This is a genomic window from Nostoc sp. UIC 10607, from assembly GCF_047228265.1.
Lineage (GTDB): Bacteria > Cyanobacteriota > Cyanobacteriia > Cyanobacteriales > Nostocaceae > Nostoc > Nostoc foliaceum_A.
In genome coordinates this window covers 1-15,232 of record NZ_JBIQNW010000066.1, presented here as the reverse complement: position 1 = coordinate 15,232, position 15,232 = coordinate 1, and the positions used below count along the sequence as shown (strand labels likewise).

Sequence of the window (15,232 nt, the reverse complement as noted above, 5' to 3'; positions counted from 1 at the left end):
TAAACAACTTGTTGAAGCAAGTTGAGTCCGGGGAGGCATTCTTTCCTTATGTATATCTGGTGACATGACACTTAGAAAAGATGGACTAAGGGTATAGTCTTATTACATAGTAATTTATCTTCCATAAAAATAAATAGTAAATGTGCGACTTTCCAAAATAAAATAATTTATTTTTTATCTTTAATTCCAGGCATAATAAGGTTTTACAAGCTTGTTAATAACATTAAAAGCCATGCAAATACCTGACATTACTAATATTGTTAGCAATGTCTTTTTAAGAATTATGCTTATTTTGCAAGCATTATAAAGATTGAAACAGTATCAATTTTAATGGACTTGCAGTACTAAAGTACTAAAATCAATACGTATGTACTGATTTAGTTCATTTCTATTTAATGTCTTGAGTTTTAAGCCATTCTTCAATAAGCTCTGCCATCACTTCATCCATAGGTCTATTTATTAGGGCGCAAGCAGCTTTAAATCTTGCTTTTTGAGATTCACTTATCTTCCCCCTCACAAATACTTGCTTCTCAGTCATATTAAATCTAATTTAGTGAAATATTGTATTAATTTTCATTATTCATTTTTGCATATCGATAAGTAACTATGCTATTAATTCACTATTTCACTAATGTACAAAGTGAATTAATGTGCTAAATTGTAGACATGAGCGCAAAACGGACGATGAAGCGCGTGAAATGCCACACCAAGGATAAATAGGAGTTGGACTTAGTAGCCGCCTAGAATTGACCGCAAACGCTTATCAAGCAAAGAATTAACCCTAAAATCTGAACCATGAATTACGCATATATCCAGCCAACTTACGGCTTATCATATCCGCCGAGTAACGGGTTTGTAAGTCCACAACACGGACAGATAAGACCGCGAGTAGTTTTCGACGGCGGCAACCGTTTTGTGAAATGGATTGACCCCAAAAACGTTGTGCAATGTCTGCTTAGTGTCGTGAAAGAAGTCAGTGAATACCAGTGGAAGCGGCTCAAGCCCGATGACCAGTCAGTATTGATTGAAATTGATGGTAAACGCTTTGTAATTGGGCGATTAGCTCAAGAACTAGGTGGTGAGCCGACTTTCCAAACAGACAAATGCCAATTAGCATCTATCCTGGCACTAGCGGCAATCCAGCCCAATCCCGGACAAACATCTGTACACATCCAGCAGATGATTGTGGCACTGCCGAATACTCTCAATGATGATGATGTAGTCGCAGTGAAGCGAATTGCTAACCACCCACTGACCAAAGAATTTAAACGCAATGGCGAATACATCACCTATACCGTGGGTGAAGTTGTCCCAGTTGATGAAACCGAGCCAGCATTCCACTACGCCTTAAATCAAGGATTTTTCAGCTTCCCCGAAGCGAAGAACGCGATTTGGGATTTAGGGGGAGGCACGGCTATAGCCAGAATTTACACGCCGAACGGAACCATGATCCATGATGCGGAGGTGATTCTACCCGGAACCAAGGCACTCGCCCAGCAAGTAGCGGTAGAGATGAAAGAAGTTTATTCTCTCGATTACAGCCCCAGTTTACAGGGCATCATGGACGCGATCTCTCGTGGTGATTGCCTCTACGGGACAGACAAGCTTGATTTCTCTTCCATCTTTGAAAAAGCCTGTGACCAGTGGGTAGAGTCAGCCCGGAGAGAAATTCGCTCGAAGTGGGCGCAACACCTACCAGAGTTGGGAGAAGTCTTGATTGTAGGTGGAAGTGCAGATATCGCCGCCCCTATCTGTGCAACTTCTGGAGATCGCTTCAAGATTGCCCCATCGCCGCAGTTGTTCAACATCATTGCAATGGCTTATCAGGAGTAATGCCAATGACGCAAACAAGAATTGTTCTTAATCCCAAGTACAAGCCCAAAGCCGAAGAAATTTTAGAAGCGACTGGAATCGATAATCTCTCTCAACTGTTTACCTTGCTGCTAGTCAATTACGGTGATTGTCTAGTTAACTGCTTAAAGCACTCACACCAACTACCTATACAGTCATCTCTAGTAGCTCAAACGCCTACACAAAACCCTCTTCAGCCACCATCTATCAAACCTCAGCCATCACCACAAGCTAAGAAATTTGCCCCAATGGGGAGTTTTTAAGCCCCAACCGCACCGATAAAAGCTCAAAGTCAAGGGAAGAAGTCATGAGCAACCAAGATACCGTGCAGACACAGCCAAGCCTAACAACTACCGAAATCATGACCATTATCCTGGGTTGTGAACAGACTCTAAGGTTTGTGCAAGCATCTCCCAATTACAAGCAAATTGAAGCCTCCGAACGGTTCAGTACATCTAATGACCTAAAGATAGGTGATGCTGTCCAAGCCTTGATGGAGATTCACGAAGCAATCCTAAATATCGAGTTCTACTCCCAAGTTTGAAGAACATGATTGTTGGCAGTTGTACGCGGTAGTGTTTCACAAAACGTTTCATGAAACTGTTTCAACGGTTGCATCAATGTTTCAGCCTCACAACAACCCAGAAACGGTATGACCACAGTGTGAAACGTGAAACACGAAACGCCTTTTTGTTGCAACTGAAAAAACACAAATTGAGGATATCAAAATGGCGCACCCCGTAGGATATTATTCCCTCTCCCACGACAACGCACTGATTAAAGATATGTGTGAGACATGGGGCGAAGGACTAGAGAAGATGAGCGAATCAGACACGCTCTGGTTAATTGCACGTGTAGCCCATGAAGCATGGTTAGAATGTGATTCTTCTACCGCTCCTAGCAATGAAGCGGAGTCAGTATTGAAACGACTGCATGAGTTAAAGCAATGGGAGAAGTTTGCACTGATTACCGCGATGGCACAGTGAGATGTACAAGAAGCAACTGTATTTAGCCTTGGCTGGTGTCGGGGTCTGCTTCTTGCCTGTAATTATCCCCTTGATTCCCAAGTTAGGGGCTTATGCAGAAGCCGAAAGATTAAAAGCCACCGAAGGATTAGAACGTCAGCGCATAGAAGAACGGGCTAAAACCAGCGATGCCTTATATGAGGCGGGAGTCATGCCCACAACTCGAAAACTGAGGATTACCAATTATTTTGACAGCAGTAAACGCAATCCCAGACCAGACCCAACCCTTTATCAAGATGACGAGATTGTTGATGTTTTTGACGCAACGGGTAGGTGTATTGGGCGAATTGAAGAAGGAATTTGGAAGTGGAAGCACAAAGCCAAAGGGATTTGTAAAAGCGTTCAAAATATCAAACCAGTGAGGAGGAAGTAATGGCGTTAGGAACATCTGGTGCAGAAAGTAATAGCACTGGTAACACTGATGGTAAACCCAAGGGTAAGAAGCAAACGCTTGGTGAAATCATAGATTTTTGTGCCAAGGCTGTTGTGATGATTGTTGGCTTACCCATTAGAGCAGCCGCCGCGATTGTTAATCAGTTTGTTGCTAACGGTGGCGCGGGTCGTGCCTTGGTAGGTGGGATTTTATTTATTGGCGGTTCTGTAATTAGTGCTGATTCAACTTGGCAATTAATCTTTACTGGGCCCCCTGTTTTTCCCTGGTTTGAGCCGACTTGGAATTGGCTAAATGTGCCGTTTGCACTGTTCAACCCGTTTTTTTACCTTGCATCCATAATTTCTGTAGGTGTTCAGGTCATCGAAGCCCATGCCCTACGGGGTAAAAACCCAGATTCAGCTAGGCGGGAACTTCAAGACCACATGGTTTATGAGCTTGAAACCAAGCCCAGTGGCAAGATTGACTTGGTAGGCCAACTTTGGCAAGACTACAAAACCGCAGGTACACGCGATCGCTCTAGCGCAGGGCTAGTTGTGATTGCGGTTTGGGCGTTTGATATTGTCACCACCTTTGCGGCTCGTAACCCATTTGACTACACAGCCCCATTCATGATTTTGGGCTGCATATTGTTTAACATCGGCACAATGATGGCGGGTGAAATTGGGTTTGCCATCTGGCGGTTGACCAAAGATTAAAGCCAGTGCCGCTCAACAACTCTCTACATTGAGCGGCTTCTTAATTCAACAGGGCATTTGTTTTATGCAAAGCAATAATATCCCAAAAATTACAACTAAGGAAACCGAGTACTTACGCGATTCTTATCCCGCCTTATCCCATTTGGAGGCAGGAAATATTTCTGAATGGTTGCAAGAGCGCAAGGATCAATTATTTGAAATGGCGCGGTCGGCTGAGAATGAAGCAGACATGACCCGTGTACTTGGTTTGCTGGCTGGGGGTATAGGAGCGGTTTGTTATGCGGTCAATCCTTTGGCTATAGTTGGTGGTTTAATTGGCGGTGCTGCGTGGTTATGGTTTGTTGTCGAACACTCCAACCGCACTAAAGAAATTGCACCAATACCATTTGTACGAGGCAACTTTATAGACGCGATTGCTCGTGCTGGTGACTATGATAATCGCAGCAATTATCAAGCAGATTATCTTGCTAATACTGTTAAATTTCTAGAACGACAATCAGCAGAAGAGTACGCCTTTCTTCATGCTGAATTTGAAAATATTGGGCAGTATTTAACGCAAGTTGAGCCAGGAAAACGTTTTTATGCTTATCGCTGGATGTTTGGCTGGTTTGGCAAGCTCAAGGGTCGTCAGCTACCCACTTATCAAAGTATGGCTCTCCATTTACAGGATGTGACCATTGACAGCCGTGTGAATCTGTCAGAGATAAGTGCCATCGCACAAGCTCAAACCCAGTTACCACCGACCGTAAATATCAAGCAATTTCAATCACCGACTGTAGATATTAGGCAGATGAACCAAGCCGCTTCTCCTTCTAAACCTACAGAATTACAGCCATCAGCTAATGGGCTTGCACCAGAGACTATAACTCATCTCCCTCTGACGAATAGAGCTAACGCACTCATCGCGGCTTTAACTCAAAGTGGTTTCCAAATAGAAGACATGATGAGTTCCCAGGTGATAGCGATCGCTGGCACTCAGCGAGGTGGTAAGGGAACCTTAGCAGCAATCTTAGCAACATTATCTCTAGCTTTAGATTCGGGATTAAACACTCAATACTTTACAGCCGGGGTGGATGTTTACCCCTTTAGTTGCAATCTGATTTCTGCTCTGAAATACCCCGAAAAAGATGCGGACGGGGCAGATAAACTAGTTGCCCGTGACTTGCTTAAATTTCTTAAAGGGTTAGATGCAAGTGAACCTTACTCCCACAAAAACTTACTGTTAGTCATTGATGAGGCGATGCGGTTGCTGTCCCTACTTGATGAGAGCGATCGCACTTGGGCTATTCAATATTTACTTTCTCGCTTCGCTAAGTCTGGCGGTACATTAATTATTGTGTTGCATGGCTCCAACTTAACTTCTGTGGTTGGCAAGGCCACAGCAGGACTAGCAGACACCTTTAAGCAATCAGTTAACTTCATTGGCTGTGTAGCTCAGTCTGTCAGCGCTGGCGGATTGCGAAAAATTAATGTTGCTAGTGGCGAATATTTCAAAGCCAACCCTAATAACTTTGCTGAACCTGTTAGCGGTGGCAATCTCGGCATGATTCCTGACTGGCTAAAGATAGAGTTACACCCTGGAAATGGTCAGCCAGATCCAGCTAGAACATTACTCAAATTCTTCCCGGAACTGGTGCAGCATCACCAGCCAGCAGTTATGCCCAGAGGGGAGAAAATTGCACCAGATGACGCAGTTAATCAGCTAGAATCCATTTTCTCAAAGCCTACCCAAGAGGTTGAAATTGCAGAGCTAGAATTCGTCAGTATTTCTGAGGCGGATTTAGAGCAGATTTTAAACATTGTTACTTCAGCCGTTGCAACACCAGTCAGCTTTGCTGCGATTAGAAATAGCCGAAAGTGGGGCGAAGAGAAAAAGAGTGTTCGTTATTTAAGGTGTGCGCTTGCACAACTTATAGAATCCAAGCAATTGAAGGGTAACGAGAAGCTAGGGTTTACTGCTTTTTAATATTACTGCAATCTCAAAAAGCCGTTCAGAAAGCACTTAGTTCAAAGATATCAAGACATCAAAAACCTGAAATCCTAATGATGGATTTAAATTTATGCACCCAATTGAGTTTAAGAAAAAGTGGCAGTTAACTTACGACGAGCTTGCACTTGTTTTAGGTTATCAAAGTGATTTCACTGTCCGTTGCTGGGGGATAAATGGAAAACATAAGCGTAACCCTCAAAAAGTTGTCTATGTAGCTTGTCGCCTTCTAGATGAGAAGTGGTCAACTCAGGGGAAACTTGTAGATTCTTACCTTTGATTATTTGTATTGTTGGGGCAAATATTACCTTAAGCCTGTTTGCCCCAATCCCTATATATTGCCCTTCATCTTTGGTTTGGGTCAGTCCTTAGACGCTTTTCAATCCGTTGTAGCTTGACATTACTATAACCAGTACGCTGCGAGATACTTTGTAAATAGTTGTGGATATCTTCCGAGATTTTTACCGGAATAAATTGATTCAGTGAAAAGAACATTGACAAAGCAAATATTGTCGTAATCAACCCCATCATTCCATATTGGCTTAGGGGTTCAGAGCGATAAACCTCTTTCTCTATGGTGATGGGTTTCGGGGGAGGGGTATTCTTCAACTCCTGAATAACCGTAGTCAAGTTCTTCGTATGATTCAACAGTTGATTCCCGTTCTGTTTTAGCTGCAATACTTCGCTTTTCAGCCCTTTGAACTCTAAGCTCTCTAATGTTGCTGAGGACTTGGGCATATTCTTTAACTGTGTCAGTAAGGGAGTTAATTCTTGTCTCAAGCCTTCGTTGTTCTTCTCGTACTCGCTCGATGAGAGATTCTGATTCTTCAATTCCTTCGTCAGGAGCTCGATTGTCGCTATCGCTTGATTGAGGAGTTGACTCTGAATTAAATTCGTCTGTGACCATGCTTGTAACTCCGCCCTATCCCTTTCGCGTTCAGTTTTTTGTGACTGCTTAAAATTCTCAAACTCTCTATATAATCTGCCCAGTGCTATCTTGACCTCACCCTGTTCACTGCTTTCTACTGAATCGGCAGTTTCAGAGTGAGGGTTGCTGTGATTGTCGTTGCTATTACTGTTGCTGTTCATTAGTTTTCTTTTTACCCCGACCAGAAGTAGATGCAGTGATAGATGTTTGTTTTGATGTTGAAGCCTTAGACGATTCAGCAGCAACTAGAACAAGAGGTTGCTGCAACCCCAAATAAGCCCCAGCTTTTTCAAGTTCTGGTTTCGCCTGATCTAAGAACCCACTGACCAGTAGGTAATCCCCAAAGGGAAATCCGTTCTCTTCAGTCGCAGCCGAGTAAGGTAGACCTTTTTCTGTCAACGTGTCAAAGGTCGAGTAGTCTAGCTCTGGCATATCTATTTCTATGCCTTTTAGTTCGGCTATCGCTGCCGACGTTTTACTATTCTCCCAGCGCTGAAAACCTGAACCTTTATCCCAGCAGAGATTTTTTACCACCACATAATCTGCTTTATCGCTACAGAACTCAGCCATAGTTTTTAAGCTGGTTATCACCGAGTACCCAAGGTTAAGCACAGTCACCAGCGTTACCCGATAACCCAAATCACCTGCAATCTTGAATAACCCAAACTTACTGATAATCTCCCTGGTTTTATTGCTTGATGCCCCCGGCATATCTACTATTATTGAGTCGGGTGATTCCGCTTTGATTTCCGTAAAAAAGCGTTTCGCCTCTGCCACCTCTAGGAAATTTAACAGCCTTACCCCTGAACCAAAATTTTGATAGTACTCGTACAGTTCTGGATTCTCTGTATCTGCGTCATAAGCTAGATAATTAATCCCCTTTAAGTGCATTACATCCAGTAGCAAGCGAGTAAAGGCAGTCTTACCTGTACCACCCTTGCCCCCCAGTATCATCACGATCCGTTTCATATTTCGCTCCTATCAGTGATATTAAATTGGGAAGAAGTATTAGGAGTTGTTTTCTTTCGTTTACTAGTTTTAGTTGATGATGAGCCGGATGGTTCACTACTATCAATTGGTGAACTGTCCGGCTCTACTGGCGAAACCAAGTCATTATTTGAGATTGATGAATCAGTTGATTCTGGCTCGGAGTCAGAATTAACTGATTCATCAACCGCTTTATGTTCTGATTCATTACTCGAACTCTTCTCCGTTATTGTTGAAGATTTTTTATGAAAACTCTTCAGACCACTGGCCGCCAGTTCTACCCCATGACCTTTAAACACATCAGAAACATCGTCATAAGAGTAGCCAGCATCTAACATATCTTGAATAGGTTTAGCCAAACTTTTAACTAAATCTGACACGCTGATAGTTTTAGGAGTCGCCGCTTTCTGTTTAAGACTGGTTTGAATATCTTCGATTTTTGATAAAGGGACAGCTTTCGGTTTGCGCGACATATTCAGCATTAGTAAGAAATTACTCCATTGTAAAAAAGTCGTGGTCAGAAAAAGTTTAAGTTTCTTGTCGTGATGTGACGAATATCAACAGAAAAAGGTTTGTATCCTCGTGAGGTAGACTAGTCTAAAAAAGTAGTTACCCATGAATCACCACTTTGATATCAAAGGCTATTGGCAGCATTGTTAAACAGACCCTGCCCTCGGTGTAACCGAGGTTGTTGCACAGAGTCAATCGTGGTTCGCCAAAGTCTCGTACTCCCCCATTCTCCCGTTGTGCCCCTTGCTTGCCTATACCCCAGTCCTGTCGTGGGGTGAGGCAAGCAATACGCCGTAACGCACTACGTGCTACTTTTACCTCCGGTAAAAGCGGCGTGGTTGCTTGTTGGGGGTATCCCCCAAACCCCCGAAAAATCGTTCTTTTCAAGGGGTGAATAAGTCAAGAGAGTTCCGGGTTATTCGCCTACCTGCTCGGCGCTCCGCGCCATAGCAGCTACAGCGAATAACCCGGTTAAAAATGAATAAGCAGATAAATGAACTCCTAATTAGTTATGCAGCCAGACCCTCGTACCAACCTCAGTAATCAACTAGCTGACACATTAACCAATCGGTCAGTAGCACTAGATGAAAAGCGAGAAATAACCATCACGTTTAGGGCTAGCCATGCCGAGAAAGTGAGGCTAGAGCAACGGTGCAGTGGAGTGGTGCAAAGTGACTATATAAGAGCGAGATTATTTGACTACCCTTTACCACATCCTAAATTAGTCATTCCCGAACTGAACCGACAGGCTATCTACGAGCTAAAGAAAATTGGCAACAACCTAAACCAACAGACTAGAGCTATTAACGAAGCTGTAAAAGTGGGTAGCCAACCCCTGACTAATGAGGTGAAATTATATTTGAAAACTATTGAAGAATTAACAGCACTTTTAGAACAGACTCGCCAATCACTCACCCAAGTATCAATAGAGGGGTAGCGCAATGATTACCAAAGTCAAAGCTAATAAATCATTTCGCGGTACTACTAAATATGTGCTGGAGAAAGAGAAAGCTAAAATTATTGGCGGGAATATGTACGGTCAAAGTACCAATGAACTGGTAGAGCAGTTTACCTTATCAGCCCATCTTAACCCGCAGCTAAAAGACCCATGCTATCACTTAATGCTTAGTGTACCGAAAAATGATAGAACGCTAAATGATGACGAATTAGCTAATCTGTCTCAACGTCACTTGGCATCTGTCATTGTACTGTCGCGGCTTCAAGGTGATGAATCCCAAGTCAAACAACCAGATAAAAGGATAGCTGATACTAAACTAAACCAGCTAGTTGATGAATTTATAGAAACTGAGCTACCAGCTTATGACTTTTTTATAGCGCGACACTCAGACAAAGAACACGACCACACCCACATCGTTGCATCTAGAGTTAATAACCTAGATGGTAAATCTATTCGCACTTGGAACAATTACGCCCATTCGGAACACTCCGCCCGACTACTAGAGCGAGAATTTCAGCTAACCCCAGTCCAAAGTAGTTGGGAGAGTAAGCAAAAGGCTATGACTCGGAATCAACTGGAACGAGTCGAGCGCGATGGGCTTCCAGGTGAAGAAATAATGCGACGGGCGATTGAGCAAGTGGCAGTAGATAAACCCACAATGCCCCAGCTAGTTGAGCGGTTATGGAGAGAGCATCAAGTCAAAGCCATCGTAAGTTATTACGGTCACGGTGGGGTAAGGGGTATTAAATTTGGTATTGATGTCGGCTCCGTTAATGAAGATGGTAGCCCCCGTTTGCTCTGGAAACAGGGAGGTAATCTCAATAAATATAAGTGTTCCTTTACAAAGCTCCAGTCTGAATTGGGGATAAACTACGACCCTAAACGTGATGATAGCGAAATTAAACGTTTAACTAATTTCTTAGAATCTGTAGATAATAACCAAGTTAATCAACAACTAATATCAACCATTTTCCCGAAAAAAGCTCAAGCTATAGCCGAAACTAAACACCAGATAAACCCAGCTAAATCAGATGCGGGGCAACGAGCCATTTCAGAACTAATAAATAAAATCTCTGACTTTATTGAACAGTCAGCAGTTGATGATGCCTTGATTAAAGCGTTGCCACAATTAGCAGAACAACTCTCTCAATATAACCAGCAGTTATCAGCAGGTAGAACCGCATTCGACGAGCTATCATCGGCGATTACTCAAGAGTTACAATCCCATACAGAGAAGAAAGCTATCTTATCAATCTCTGATTATATTGAGCAATCAACTGTCGAGTTAGCCTTAACTGAAGCAGTATTAGAATTAACGCAACAACTTTCTCAATACAAAGAGGAACTCGTTACAGCTAAAACTACATTCAATGACCTGGATGCAGTGCTTGCAACTGAGTTACAATCCTATACAGAGAAGAAAGCTATCTTATCAATCTCTGATTACATTGAGCAATCGACTGTTGAATCAGCATTAACTGAAGCAGTATTAGAATTAACGCAACGACTTTCTCAATACAAAGAGCAGCTATCAGCAGGTAGAACCACATTTTACGACCTCGAATTGGTGATTAATACTGAGTTACAATCCCATATAGAGAAGAAAGCTATCTTATCAATTTCTGATTATATTGAGCAATCAACTGTCGAGTCAGCCTTAACTGAAACAGTATTAGAATTAACGCAAAAACTTTCTCAATACAAAGAGGGACTTGTTAAAGCTAAAGCTACATTTAATGACCTGGATGCAGAGCTTGCGGCTGAGTTACAATCATATCTAGAGAAAAGAGCTATTTCATCAATCTCTGATTATATTGACCAATCAACTGTCGAGTCAGCATTAACCCAAACAGTATTAGAATTAACGCAACAATTTTCTCAATATCAGCAGCTATCAGCCGGAAGAACCATATTCGACGACCTGGAAGCAGCGATTGTTTATTTGGAGCAACTGCATAGATCACAAAAACCAGTGGATGCAATTGCTCTTAATCAAACTCCAACTTTAACCACAGATGAACCAAAGTTAAAAGATAATATTTCAGCCGAGTTATATGAGTATTACAGCGCCGACTTGCAAAACTTATTAGTGACTGACCGAGACAAACAAATCGCTACACGGGCGCTATTAGATAATAAGTCATCTGAGGAGGTTGAAGAAATTATCTTTGCCAGTCCAGCCGGATGGACACAAGATGAAGCCAGAGAATTGGTACTAATCGCTAGTAATCAACTGGCAACTCAAAAGTCAGAACCAGAACAGTCACTCGACCAAAGGCAGCGTATTGAATCGGAATTCTTAGCCTATGCTGTGCCTATTGCTGTTGAATTAATCAACTGGCAATTAAGAGAAACTGGTTCAAATAGCCTGAGATTCAAACGTGCAACTCTAGAGAAGCAGGGTAGAGAATTGGTATTTACCCATGATGAACGAGGTGAGATTTTTCGAGTGGCAGTCAACCGAAACCAGTCAGGTGAGCTTGAGTATTTACCGATTAATATGGGGAAAATAGAGGAAGAAGATATTCAGCTATGGCAAAAAGCAGAGCGCGTATTGCGACAAATAATATCAGAGGCAGAGCGACAAGAAAGAAGACAGACTAAAGGTATCTCTCTCTAACCGATGGCGCAACTTGAAATCACTGCCAATTAAACATACTAGAATGAGTTATTATCATCAACTTCAAATACAGCCCTGTTTATTGTGGATGCCAATTCAATTTTGCAGCAAGCTTTAAGTGACTTCTGCTCACAAGTGCTTCTTGATACAAGTTTTGTGGCGAAGGCGTTTAAGCAGATACATCAAATGAAGCGGGAGTTTGGCAAAGGGTATGCCTTAATTAATGTTGGAGAGTTTCACCCAGACAAAGGCTCGTTCACTTACCCAAACAAAGATGGGCTTGAGACTTTGTGGCTGGATGAATCAACGACTCATCAATACCTAAATAAAGAAATTGCCACTAATGTTTTGAACGTTGTCGATCACGAATCCTGCCCCCCTCACCATGAAGTTTTCATTTTCATGGGCAGTATTGATAATGGCGATGCAATAAAAGAAGGTCGATACAGTGTAGCTGTCATGAGTTTCAATGTTGCTGACCCCTACCGTATTAAACCTTCATCAATTACATCTAAGCAAATTGAGAAACGGTTGCGACGGATGGCTAGTAGCGGAGTACGTCTATTGATTCTCGATACGTCTAATCCTGATTTTATGGGTAAGAACCTTGCAAAATGGCTGCGTGAAATCAAAAGGTTAGGAAAATACGCGGATCAACACTTTAGCATCATGATAGATGCTACTGATGAGTTCCCCGCAGAACTCCCGCCAGATTTGCGAGACGATTGCTGGACTATCAGGTTTGGTAAGTAGTTTCAGTCCTGTATTCCACGTATTAGCCCAATCGTGTAATGCTGCATGAATTATGAGCCTAAACAATAAGCCAACTAAAGATTTATTCCATTAATTGCGTAATTTAGAACAGAAACCATGTGGTAATAGTAAAATATGATGCCACGCTGAAGAGGTAGTAGATGGAGCCATTAACTGCTGGTGCGATCGCAATTGGAACTGTTATTGCCACCAAAGCATTAGAAAAAACGGGAGAAAAGGTAGGAGAACTTTTATGGGATAAAACTGGTCAGTTTCTCGTCATTCTCAAAAAACACTCTCCCCAGACTGTAGTTGCTATTGAAAAAGCACCATCTCAACCACTCGATTATGGCAAAGCTGTACGGGAAGTAGAATCTGCGGCTAAGGCTAACCCGGAAGTAGCTCAAGCTGCACAGGAATTAGTAACAGCAGCAGAAACTCATCCACCATCAAATTTGGCTGAAATTTTGAGGGAGATAAAAGAAGCTGTGGAGAAATCTCAACAATTATATCCTTCAACTTTTAGCCAAAATATCGAAAAAGCGATTAATGCAGCTCAAACGCAAACTATTGACCAAAGAGGTAGTACTTTCAATATTTGACTGGAGTCGCCCGAAAGAGAACGGGTAAAGTCAAATCCCCAACAAGCACCACCCCTGCCAACTTATTACGTAGATCGACCAGAATACAGACAGGATTTGAAAACTCGTCTGCTTACGGAGTCATCAAATACTAAAACTTTAGTTATCACTGCCATTCACGGCTTAGGTTCTGTCGGCAAATCGACCTTATCAGCTGCAATAGCACATGACAAAGAAGTACAAGCTCATTTTTGTGATGGGATTCTCTGGGCAACATTAGGTCAGCAGCCTAATCTTCTCTCCTTGCTTAGTGGCTGGGTAGAGGCATTGGGGGACTACAACTTTAAAGCCACTAGCGTGGAAGGAGCTTCCAATCAACTGCGTACACTGCTGTATGATAAAGCCGTGCTACTAATAGTAGACGATGCTTGGAATACACAGGATGCACAAGCGTTTAATATTGGTGGAGCGCGTTGTCAAGTTTTGGTAACAACCCGCGAAGCAGCAATCGCCCAAGTTCTTGGAGCCAGCACATATTCTTTGGATGTGATGCAGCCATCCCAGGCGATGGAACTGCTGACTAAAAAATTAGGACGTAACCTGACTAACGCAGAAACTCAGTCGGCTGAGGTTTTAGCCAAAGAGCTTGGTTATTTGCCCTTAGCATTGGAACTAGCGGCTGTTCAAGTTGCTGGTGGTATTTCTTGGACAGTTCTTGTGCAGGATATGCAGAAAGAGGTAGCTCGCTTAAGAACAATCGATGATAAAGCAGCCAGAGATGCCAATGATGAAGCAAGCTTAAAAAAACTCAGTTTAACTGCATCATTAAATTTGAGCGTCCAGCGATTAGAAAACGAAACACGAGAAAATTTCATCTGGCTGGGAATATTACCAGAGGATGTAACTATTACTCAGCAAATGGCTGTAACGCTATGGGATATGGATGATGAGCGGGATGCAGCCGATGAGTTGGGCTACTTGCACTCTAAAGCATTGTTATTGTCTGGTGTCCCTTTGGTAGATGGAACAGCGACCTATCGTTTACATGACTTATTCCACGATTTAGCACGTAATCTATTAACTTCTCCTGCAACACCGAAGCGTCGAGGTGATTTAGCAGGGCTAGGTATAACTCTTGCTCTTGCTCACGCTACTTTTTTGGAGAAATACCGACAAAAAACCCAAGATGGTTTGTGGCATACCCTACCGTCGGACGGTTATATCCATCAGCGTTTAGTCTGGCACTTGGAAAAGGCTGAACAGATAGAAGGGATTCACTCCTTGTTGCGGGAAGATTCCAAAACAGCAGGTAATGGTTGGTATGAAGCATGCGATCGCTTGGGACAAACTGCCAACTTTGTAACTGATGTTGCTCGTGCTTGGCAATTGGCAGAAGACTCGTGGACTCTTACAACCCAGCCTCAAGAAGTTATTGGGTTGCAGTGTCGCTATGCTTTGATTATTGCATCCCTTAATAGTCTGGCAGCTAATTTACCAGTAGAACTGCTGATTGCGTTAGTTCAAAAAAATGTCTGGACTCCTGAGCAAGGACTCGCTTACGTGCTACAAAGCTCGAATCCAGAACAGAAAGCAAACTTGCTTACAAAGCTAGTCAATCACCTGCCACCAAACCTAAAACAACTAGGACTTTCAAAAGCACTGGCTGCTGCTAGGGAGATTCAGTCTGAGTCAAGTCGCGCCAAAGCCCTAAGTAGTTTGGCGGCTATTCTGCCTCCTGATTTGTTACCAGAGGCTCTGGCTGCTACTAGGGAGATTCAGTCTGAGTCAAGTCGCGTCTATGCCCTAAGTAGTTTGGCTGTTAAACTGCCAGATTTGTTACCAGAGGCTCTGGCTGCTGCTAGGGAGATTCAGGATGTCTCAAGTCGCGCCTATGCCCTAAGTAGTTTGGCGGCTATTCTGCCTCCTGATTTGTTACCAGAGGC

The 15,232-nt window shown here is 42.8% G+C and carries 18 protein-coding genes; 13 read left to right on the top strand and 5 right to left on the bottom strand.

The window, feature by feature from the left end:
- Positions 1–388: 388 nt before the first annotated feature.
- A complete protein-coding gene (locus tag ACEYW6_RS30525; protein WP_083782524.1) occupies positions 389–538 on the bottom strand; it encodes a plasmid partition protein ParG in 150 nt (49 codons plus the stop codon).
- A 257-nt stretch (positions 539–795) separates the two neighbouring features.
- Here ACEYW6_RS30525 and ACEYW6_RS30520 point away from each other — a divergent pair, with 257 nt between their 5' ends.
- The 8 genes from ACEYW6_RS30520 (at position 796) to ACEYW6_RS30485 (ending at position 6,232) form a co-directional block, all read left to right on the top strand.
- Positions 796–1,833, top strand: coding sequence for a ParM/StbA family protein (locus ACEYW6_RS30520; RefSeq protein ID WP_412982725.1), 1,038 nt, complete (start codon positions 796–798; stop codon positions 1,831–1,833).
- Positions 1,834–1,838: 5 nt separating this feature from the next.
- Positions 1,839–2,114, top strand: coding sequence for a hypothetical protein (locus tag ACEYW6_RS30515; RefSeq protein WP_228039136.1), 276 nt, complete (start codon positions 1,839–1,841; stop codon positions 2,112–2,114).
- 44 nt (positions 2,115–2,158) lie between these two features.
- Entirely contained in the window at positions 2,159–2,395 is a 237-nt protein-coding gene (locus tag ACEYW6_RS30510; protein ID WP_190900337.1) for a hypothetical protein, read from the top strand.
- A 184-nt stretch (positions 2,396–2,579) separates the two neighbouring features.
- Complete coding sequence (locus tag ACEYW6_RS30505; protein WP_412982724.1) at positions 2,580–2,837, top strand: hypothetical protein; 258 nt, start codon at positions 2,580–2,582, stop codon at positions 2,835–2,837.
- Position 2,838: 1 nt separating this feature from the next.
- Positions 2,839–3,249 (top strand): hypothetical protein, encoded by a 411-nt coding sequence (locus tag ACEYW6_RS30500; RefSeq protein WP_412982723.1) that lies wholly within the window; start codon positions 2,839–2,841, stop codon positions 3,247–3,249.
- Positions 3,249–3,965, top strand: coding sequence for a hypothetical protein (locus ACEYW6_RS30495; RefSeq protein WP_412982722.1), 717 nt, complete (start codon positions 3,249–3,251; stop codon positions 3,963–3,965). The genes ACEYW6_RS30500 and ACEYW6_RS30495 overlap by 1 nt, the downstream gene beginning before the upstream one ends.
- 64 nt (positions 3,966–4,029) lie before the next feature.
- Positions 4,030–5,931 carry a hypothetical protein gene (locus ACEYW6_RS30490; protein ID WP_412982721.1) on the top strand — a complete coding sequence of 634 codons (1,902 nt, stop codon included), beginning with the start codon at positions 4,030–4,032 and terminating at the stop codon, positions 5,929–5,931.
- A 94-nt stretch (positions 5,932–6,025) separates the two neighbouring features.
- Positions 6,026–6,232 (top strand): hypothetical protein, encoded by a 207-nt coding sequence (locus tag ACEYW6_RS30485; RefSeq protein WP_179076094.1) that lies wholly within the window; start codon positions 6,026–6,028, stop codon positions 6,230–6,232.
- A gap of 65 nt (positions 6,233–6,297) precedes the next feature.
- Here ACEYW6_RS30485 and ACEYW6_RS30480 read toward each other — a convergent pair whose 3' ends face one another.
- From ACEYW6_RS30480 to ACEYW6_RS30465, 4 genes are all read right to left on the bottom strand, one after another.
- Positions 6,298–7,041 (bottom strand): hypothetical protein, encoded by a 744-nt coding sequence (locus tag ACEYW6_RS30480; RefSeq protein ID WP_412982720.1) that lies wholly within the window; start codon positions 7,039–7,041, stop codon positions 6,298–6,300.
- Positions 7,025–7,849 (bottom strand): hypothetical protein, encoded by an 825-nt coding sequence (locus ACEYW6_RS30475; RefSeq protein ID WP_412982719.1) that lies wholly within the window; start codon positions 7,847–7,849, stop codon positions 7,025–7,027. Before ACEYW6_RS30475 ends, ACEYW6_RS30480 begins: the two co-directional genes overlap by 17 nt.
- Positions 7,846–8,349 (bottom strand): hypothetical protein, encoded by a 504-nt coding sequence (locus ACEYW6_RS30470; RefSeq protein WP_412982718.1) that lies wholly within the window; start codon positions 8,347–8,349, stop codon positions 7,846–7,848. Before ACEYW6_RS30470 ends, ACEYW6_RS30475 begins: the two co-directional genes overlap by 4 nt.
- Positions 8,350–8,476: 127 nt before the next feature.
- The gene (locus tag ACEYW6_RS30465) at positions 8,477–8,764 is read right to left on the bottom strand and encodes a hypothetical protein (RefSeq protein WP_412982717.1); all 288 of its coding nucleotides are present in this window, start codon (positions 8,762–8,764) and stop codon (positions 8,477–8,479) included.
- A 124-nt stretch (positions 8,765–8,888) separates the two neighbouring features.
- Between ACEYW6_RS30465 and ACEYW6_RS30460 the strand changes: the two genes are divergently transcribed.
- The 5 genes from ACEYW6_RS30460 to ACEYW6_RS30440 form a co-directional block, all read left to right on the top strand.
- Entirely contained in the window at positions 8,889–9,314 is a 426-nt protein-coding gene (locus ACEYW6_RS30460) for a plasmid mobilization protein (RefSeq protein ID WP_412982716.1), read from the top strand.
- Positions 9,315–9,318: 4 nt separating this feature from the next.
- Positions 9,319–11,955, top strand: a complete 2,637-nt coding sequence (locus ACEYW6_RS30455) for a relaxase/mobilization nuclease domain-containing protein (protein ID WP_412982715.1) — start codon at positions 9,319–9,321, stop codon at positions 11,953–11,955.
- An 84-nt stretch (positions 11,956–12,039) separates the two neighbouring features.
- Positions 12,040–12,708 carry a hypothetical protein gene (locus ACEYW6_RS30450; RefSeq protein WP_412982714.1) on the top strand — a complete coding sequence of 223 codons (669 nt, stop codon included), beginning with the start codon at positions 12,040–12,042 and terminating at the stop codon, positions 12,706–12,708.
- Positions 12,709–12,869: 161 nt separating this feature from the next.
- Complete coding sequence (locus tag ACEYW6_RS30445) at positions 12,870–13,310, top strand: hypothetical protein (protein WP_412982713.1); 441 nt, start codon at positions 12,870–12,872, stop codon at positions 13,308–13,310.
- Positions 13,311–13,406: 96 nt separating this feature from the next.
- Positions 13,407–15,232 (top strand): NB-ARC domain-containing protein (locus ACEYW6_RS30440; protein ID WP_412982712.1); only part of this gene is annotated, 1,826 nt, incomplete at its 3' end.

Coding starts and splice junctions, on each gene's coding strand:
- ACEYW6_RS30525 (WP_083782524.1), bottom strand. CDS start 538: ATGACTGAGAAGCAAGTATTTGTGAGGGGGAAGATAAGTGAATCTCAA.
- ACEYW6_RS30520 (WP_412982725.1), top strand. CDS start 796: ATGAATTACGCATATATCCAGCCAACTTACGGCTTATCATATCCGCCG.
- ACEYW6_RS30515 (WP_228039136.1), top strand. CDS start 1,839: ATGACGCAAACAAGAATTGTTCTTAATCCCAAGTACAAGCCCAAAGCC.
- ACEYW6_RS30510 (WP_190900337.1), top strand. CDS start 2,159: ATGAGCAACCAAGATACCGTGCAGACACAGCCAAGCCTAACAACTACC.
- ACEYW6_RS30505 (WP_412982724.1), top strand. CDS start 2,580: ATGGCGCACCCCGTAGGATATTATTCCCTCTCCCACGACAACGCACTG.
- ACEYW6_RS30500 (WP_412982723.1), top strand. CDS start 2,839: ATGTACAAGAAGCAACTGTATTTAGCCTTGGCTGGTGTCGGGGTCTGC.
- ACEYW6_RS30495 (WP_412982722.1), top strand. CDS start 3,249: ATGGCGTTAGGAACATCTGGTGCAGAAAGTAATAGCACTGGTAACACT.
- ACEYW6_RS30490 (WP_412982721.1), top strand. CDS start 4,030: ATGCAAAGCAATAATATCCCAAAAATTACAACTAAGGAAACCGAGTAC.
- ACEYW6_RS30485 (WP_179076094.1), top strand. CDS start 6,026: ATGCACCCAATTGAGTTTAAGAAAAAGTGGCAGTTAACTTACGACGAG.
- ACEYW6_RS30480 (WP_412982720.1), bottom strand. CDS start 7,041: ATGAACAGCAACAGTAATAGCAACGACAATCACAGCAACCCTCACTCT.
- ACEYW6_RS30475 (WP_412982719.1), bottom strand. CDS start 7,849: ATGAAACGGATCGTGATGATACTGGGGGGCAAGGGTGGTACAGGTAAG.
- ACEYW6_RS30470 (WP_412982718.1), bottom strand. CDS start 8,349: ATGCTGAATATGTCGCGCAAACCGAAAGCTGTCCCTTTATCAAAAATC.
- ACEYW6_RS30460 (WP_412982716.1), top strand. CDS start 8,889: ATGCAGCCAGACCCTCGTACCAACCTCAGTAATCAACTAGCTGACACA.
- ACEYW6_RS30455 (WP_412982715.1), top strand. CDS start 9,319: ATGATTACCAAAGTCAAAGCTAATAAATCATTTCGCGGTACTACTAAA.
- ACEYW6_RS30445 (WP_412982713.1), top strand. CDS start 12,870: ATGGAGCCATTAACTGCTGGTGCGATCGCAATTGGAACTGTTATTGCC.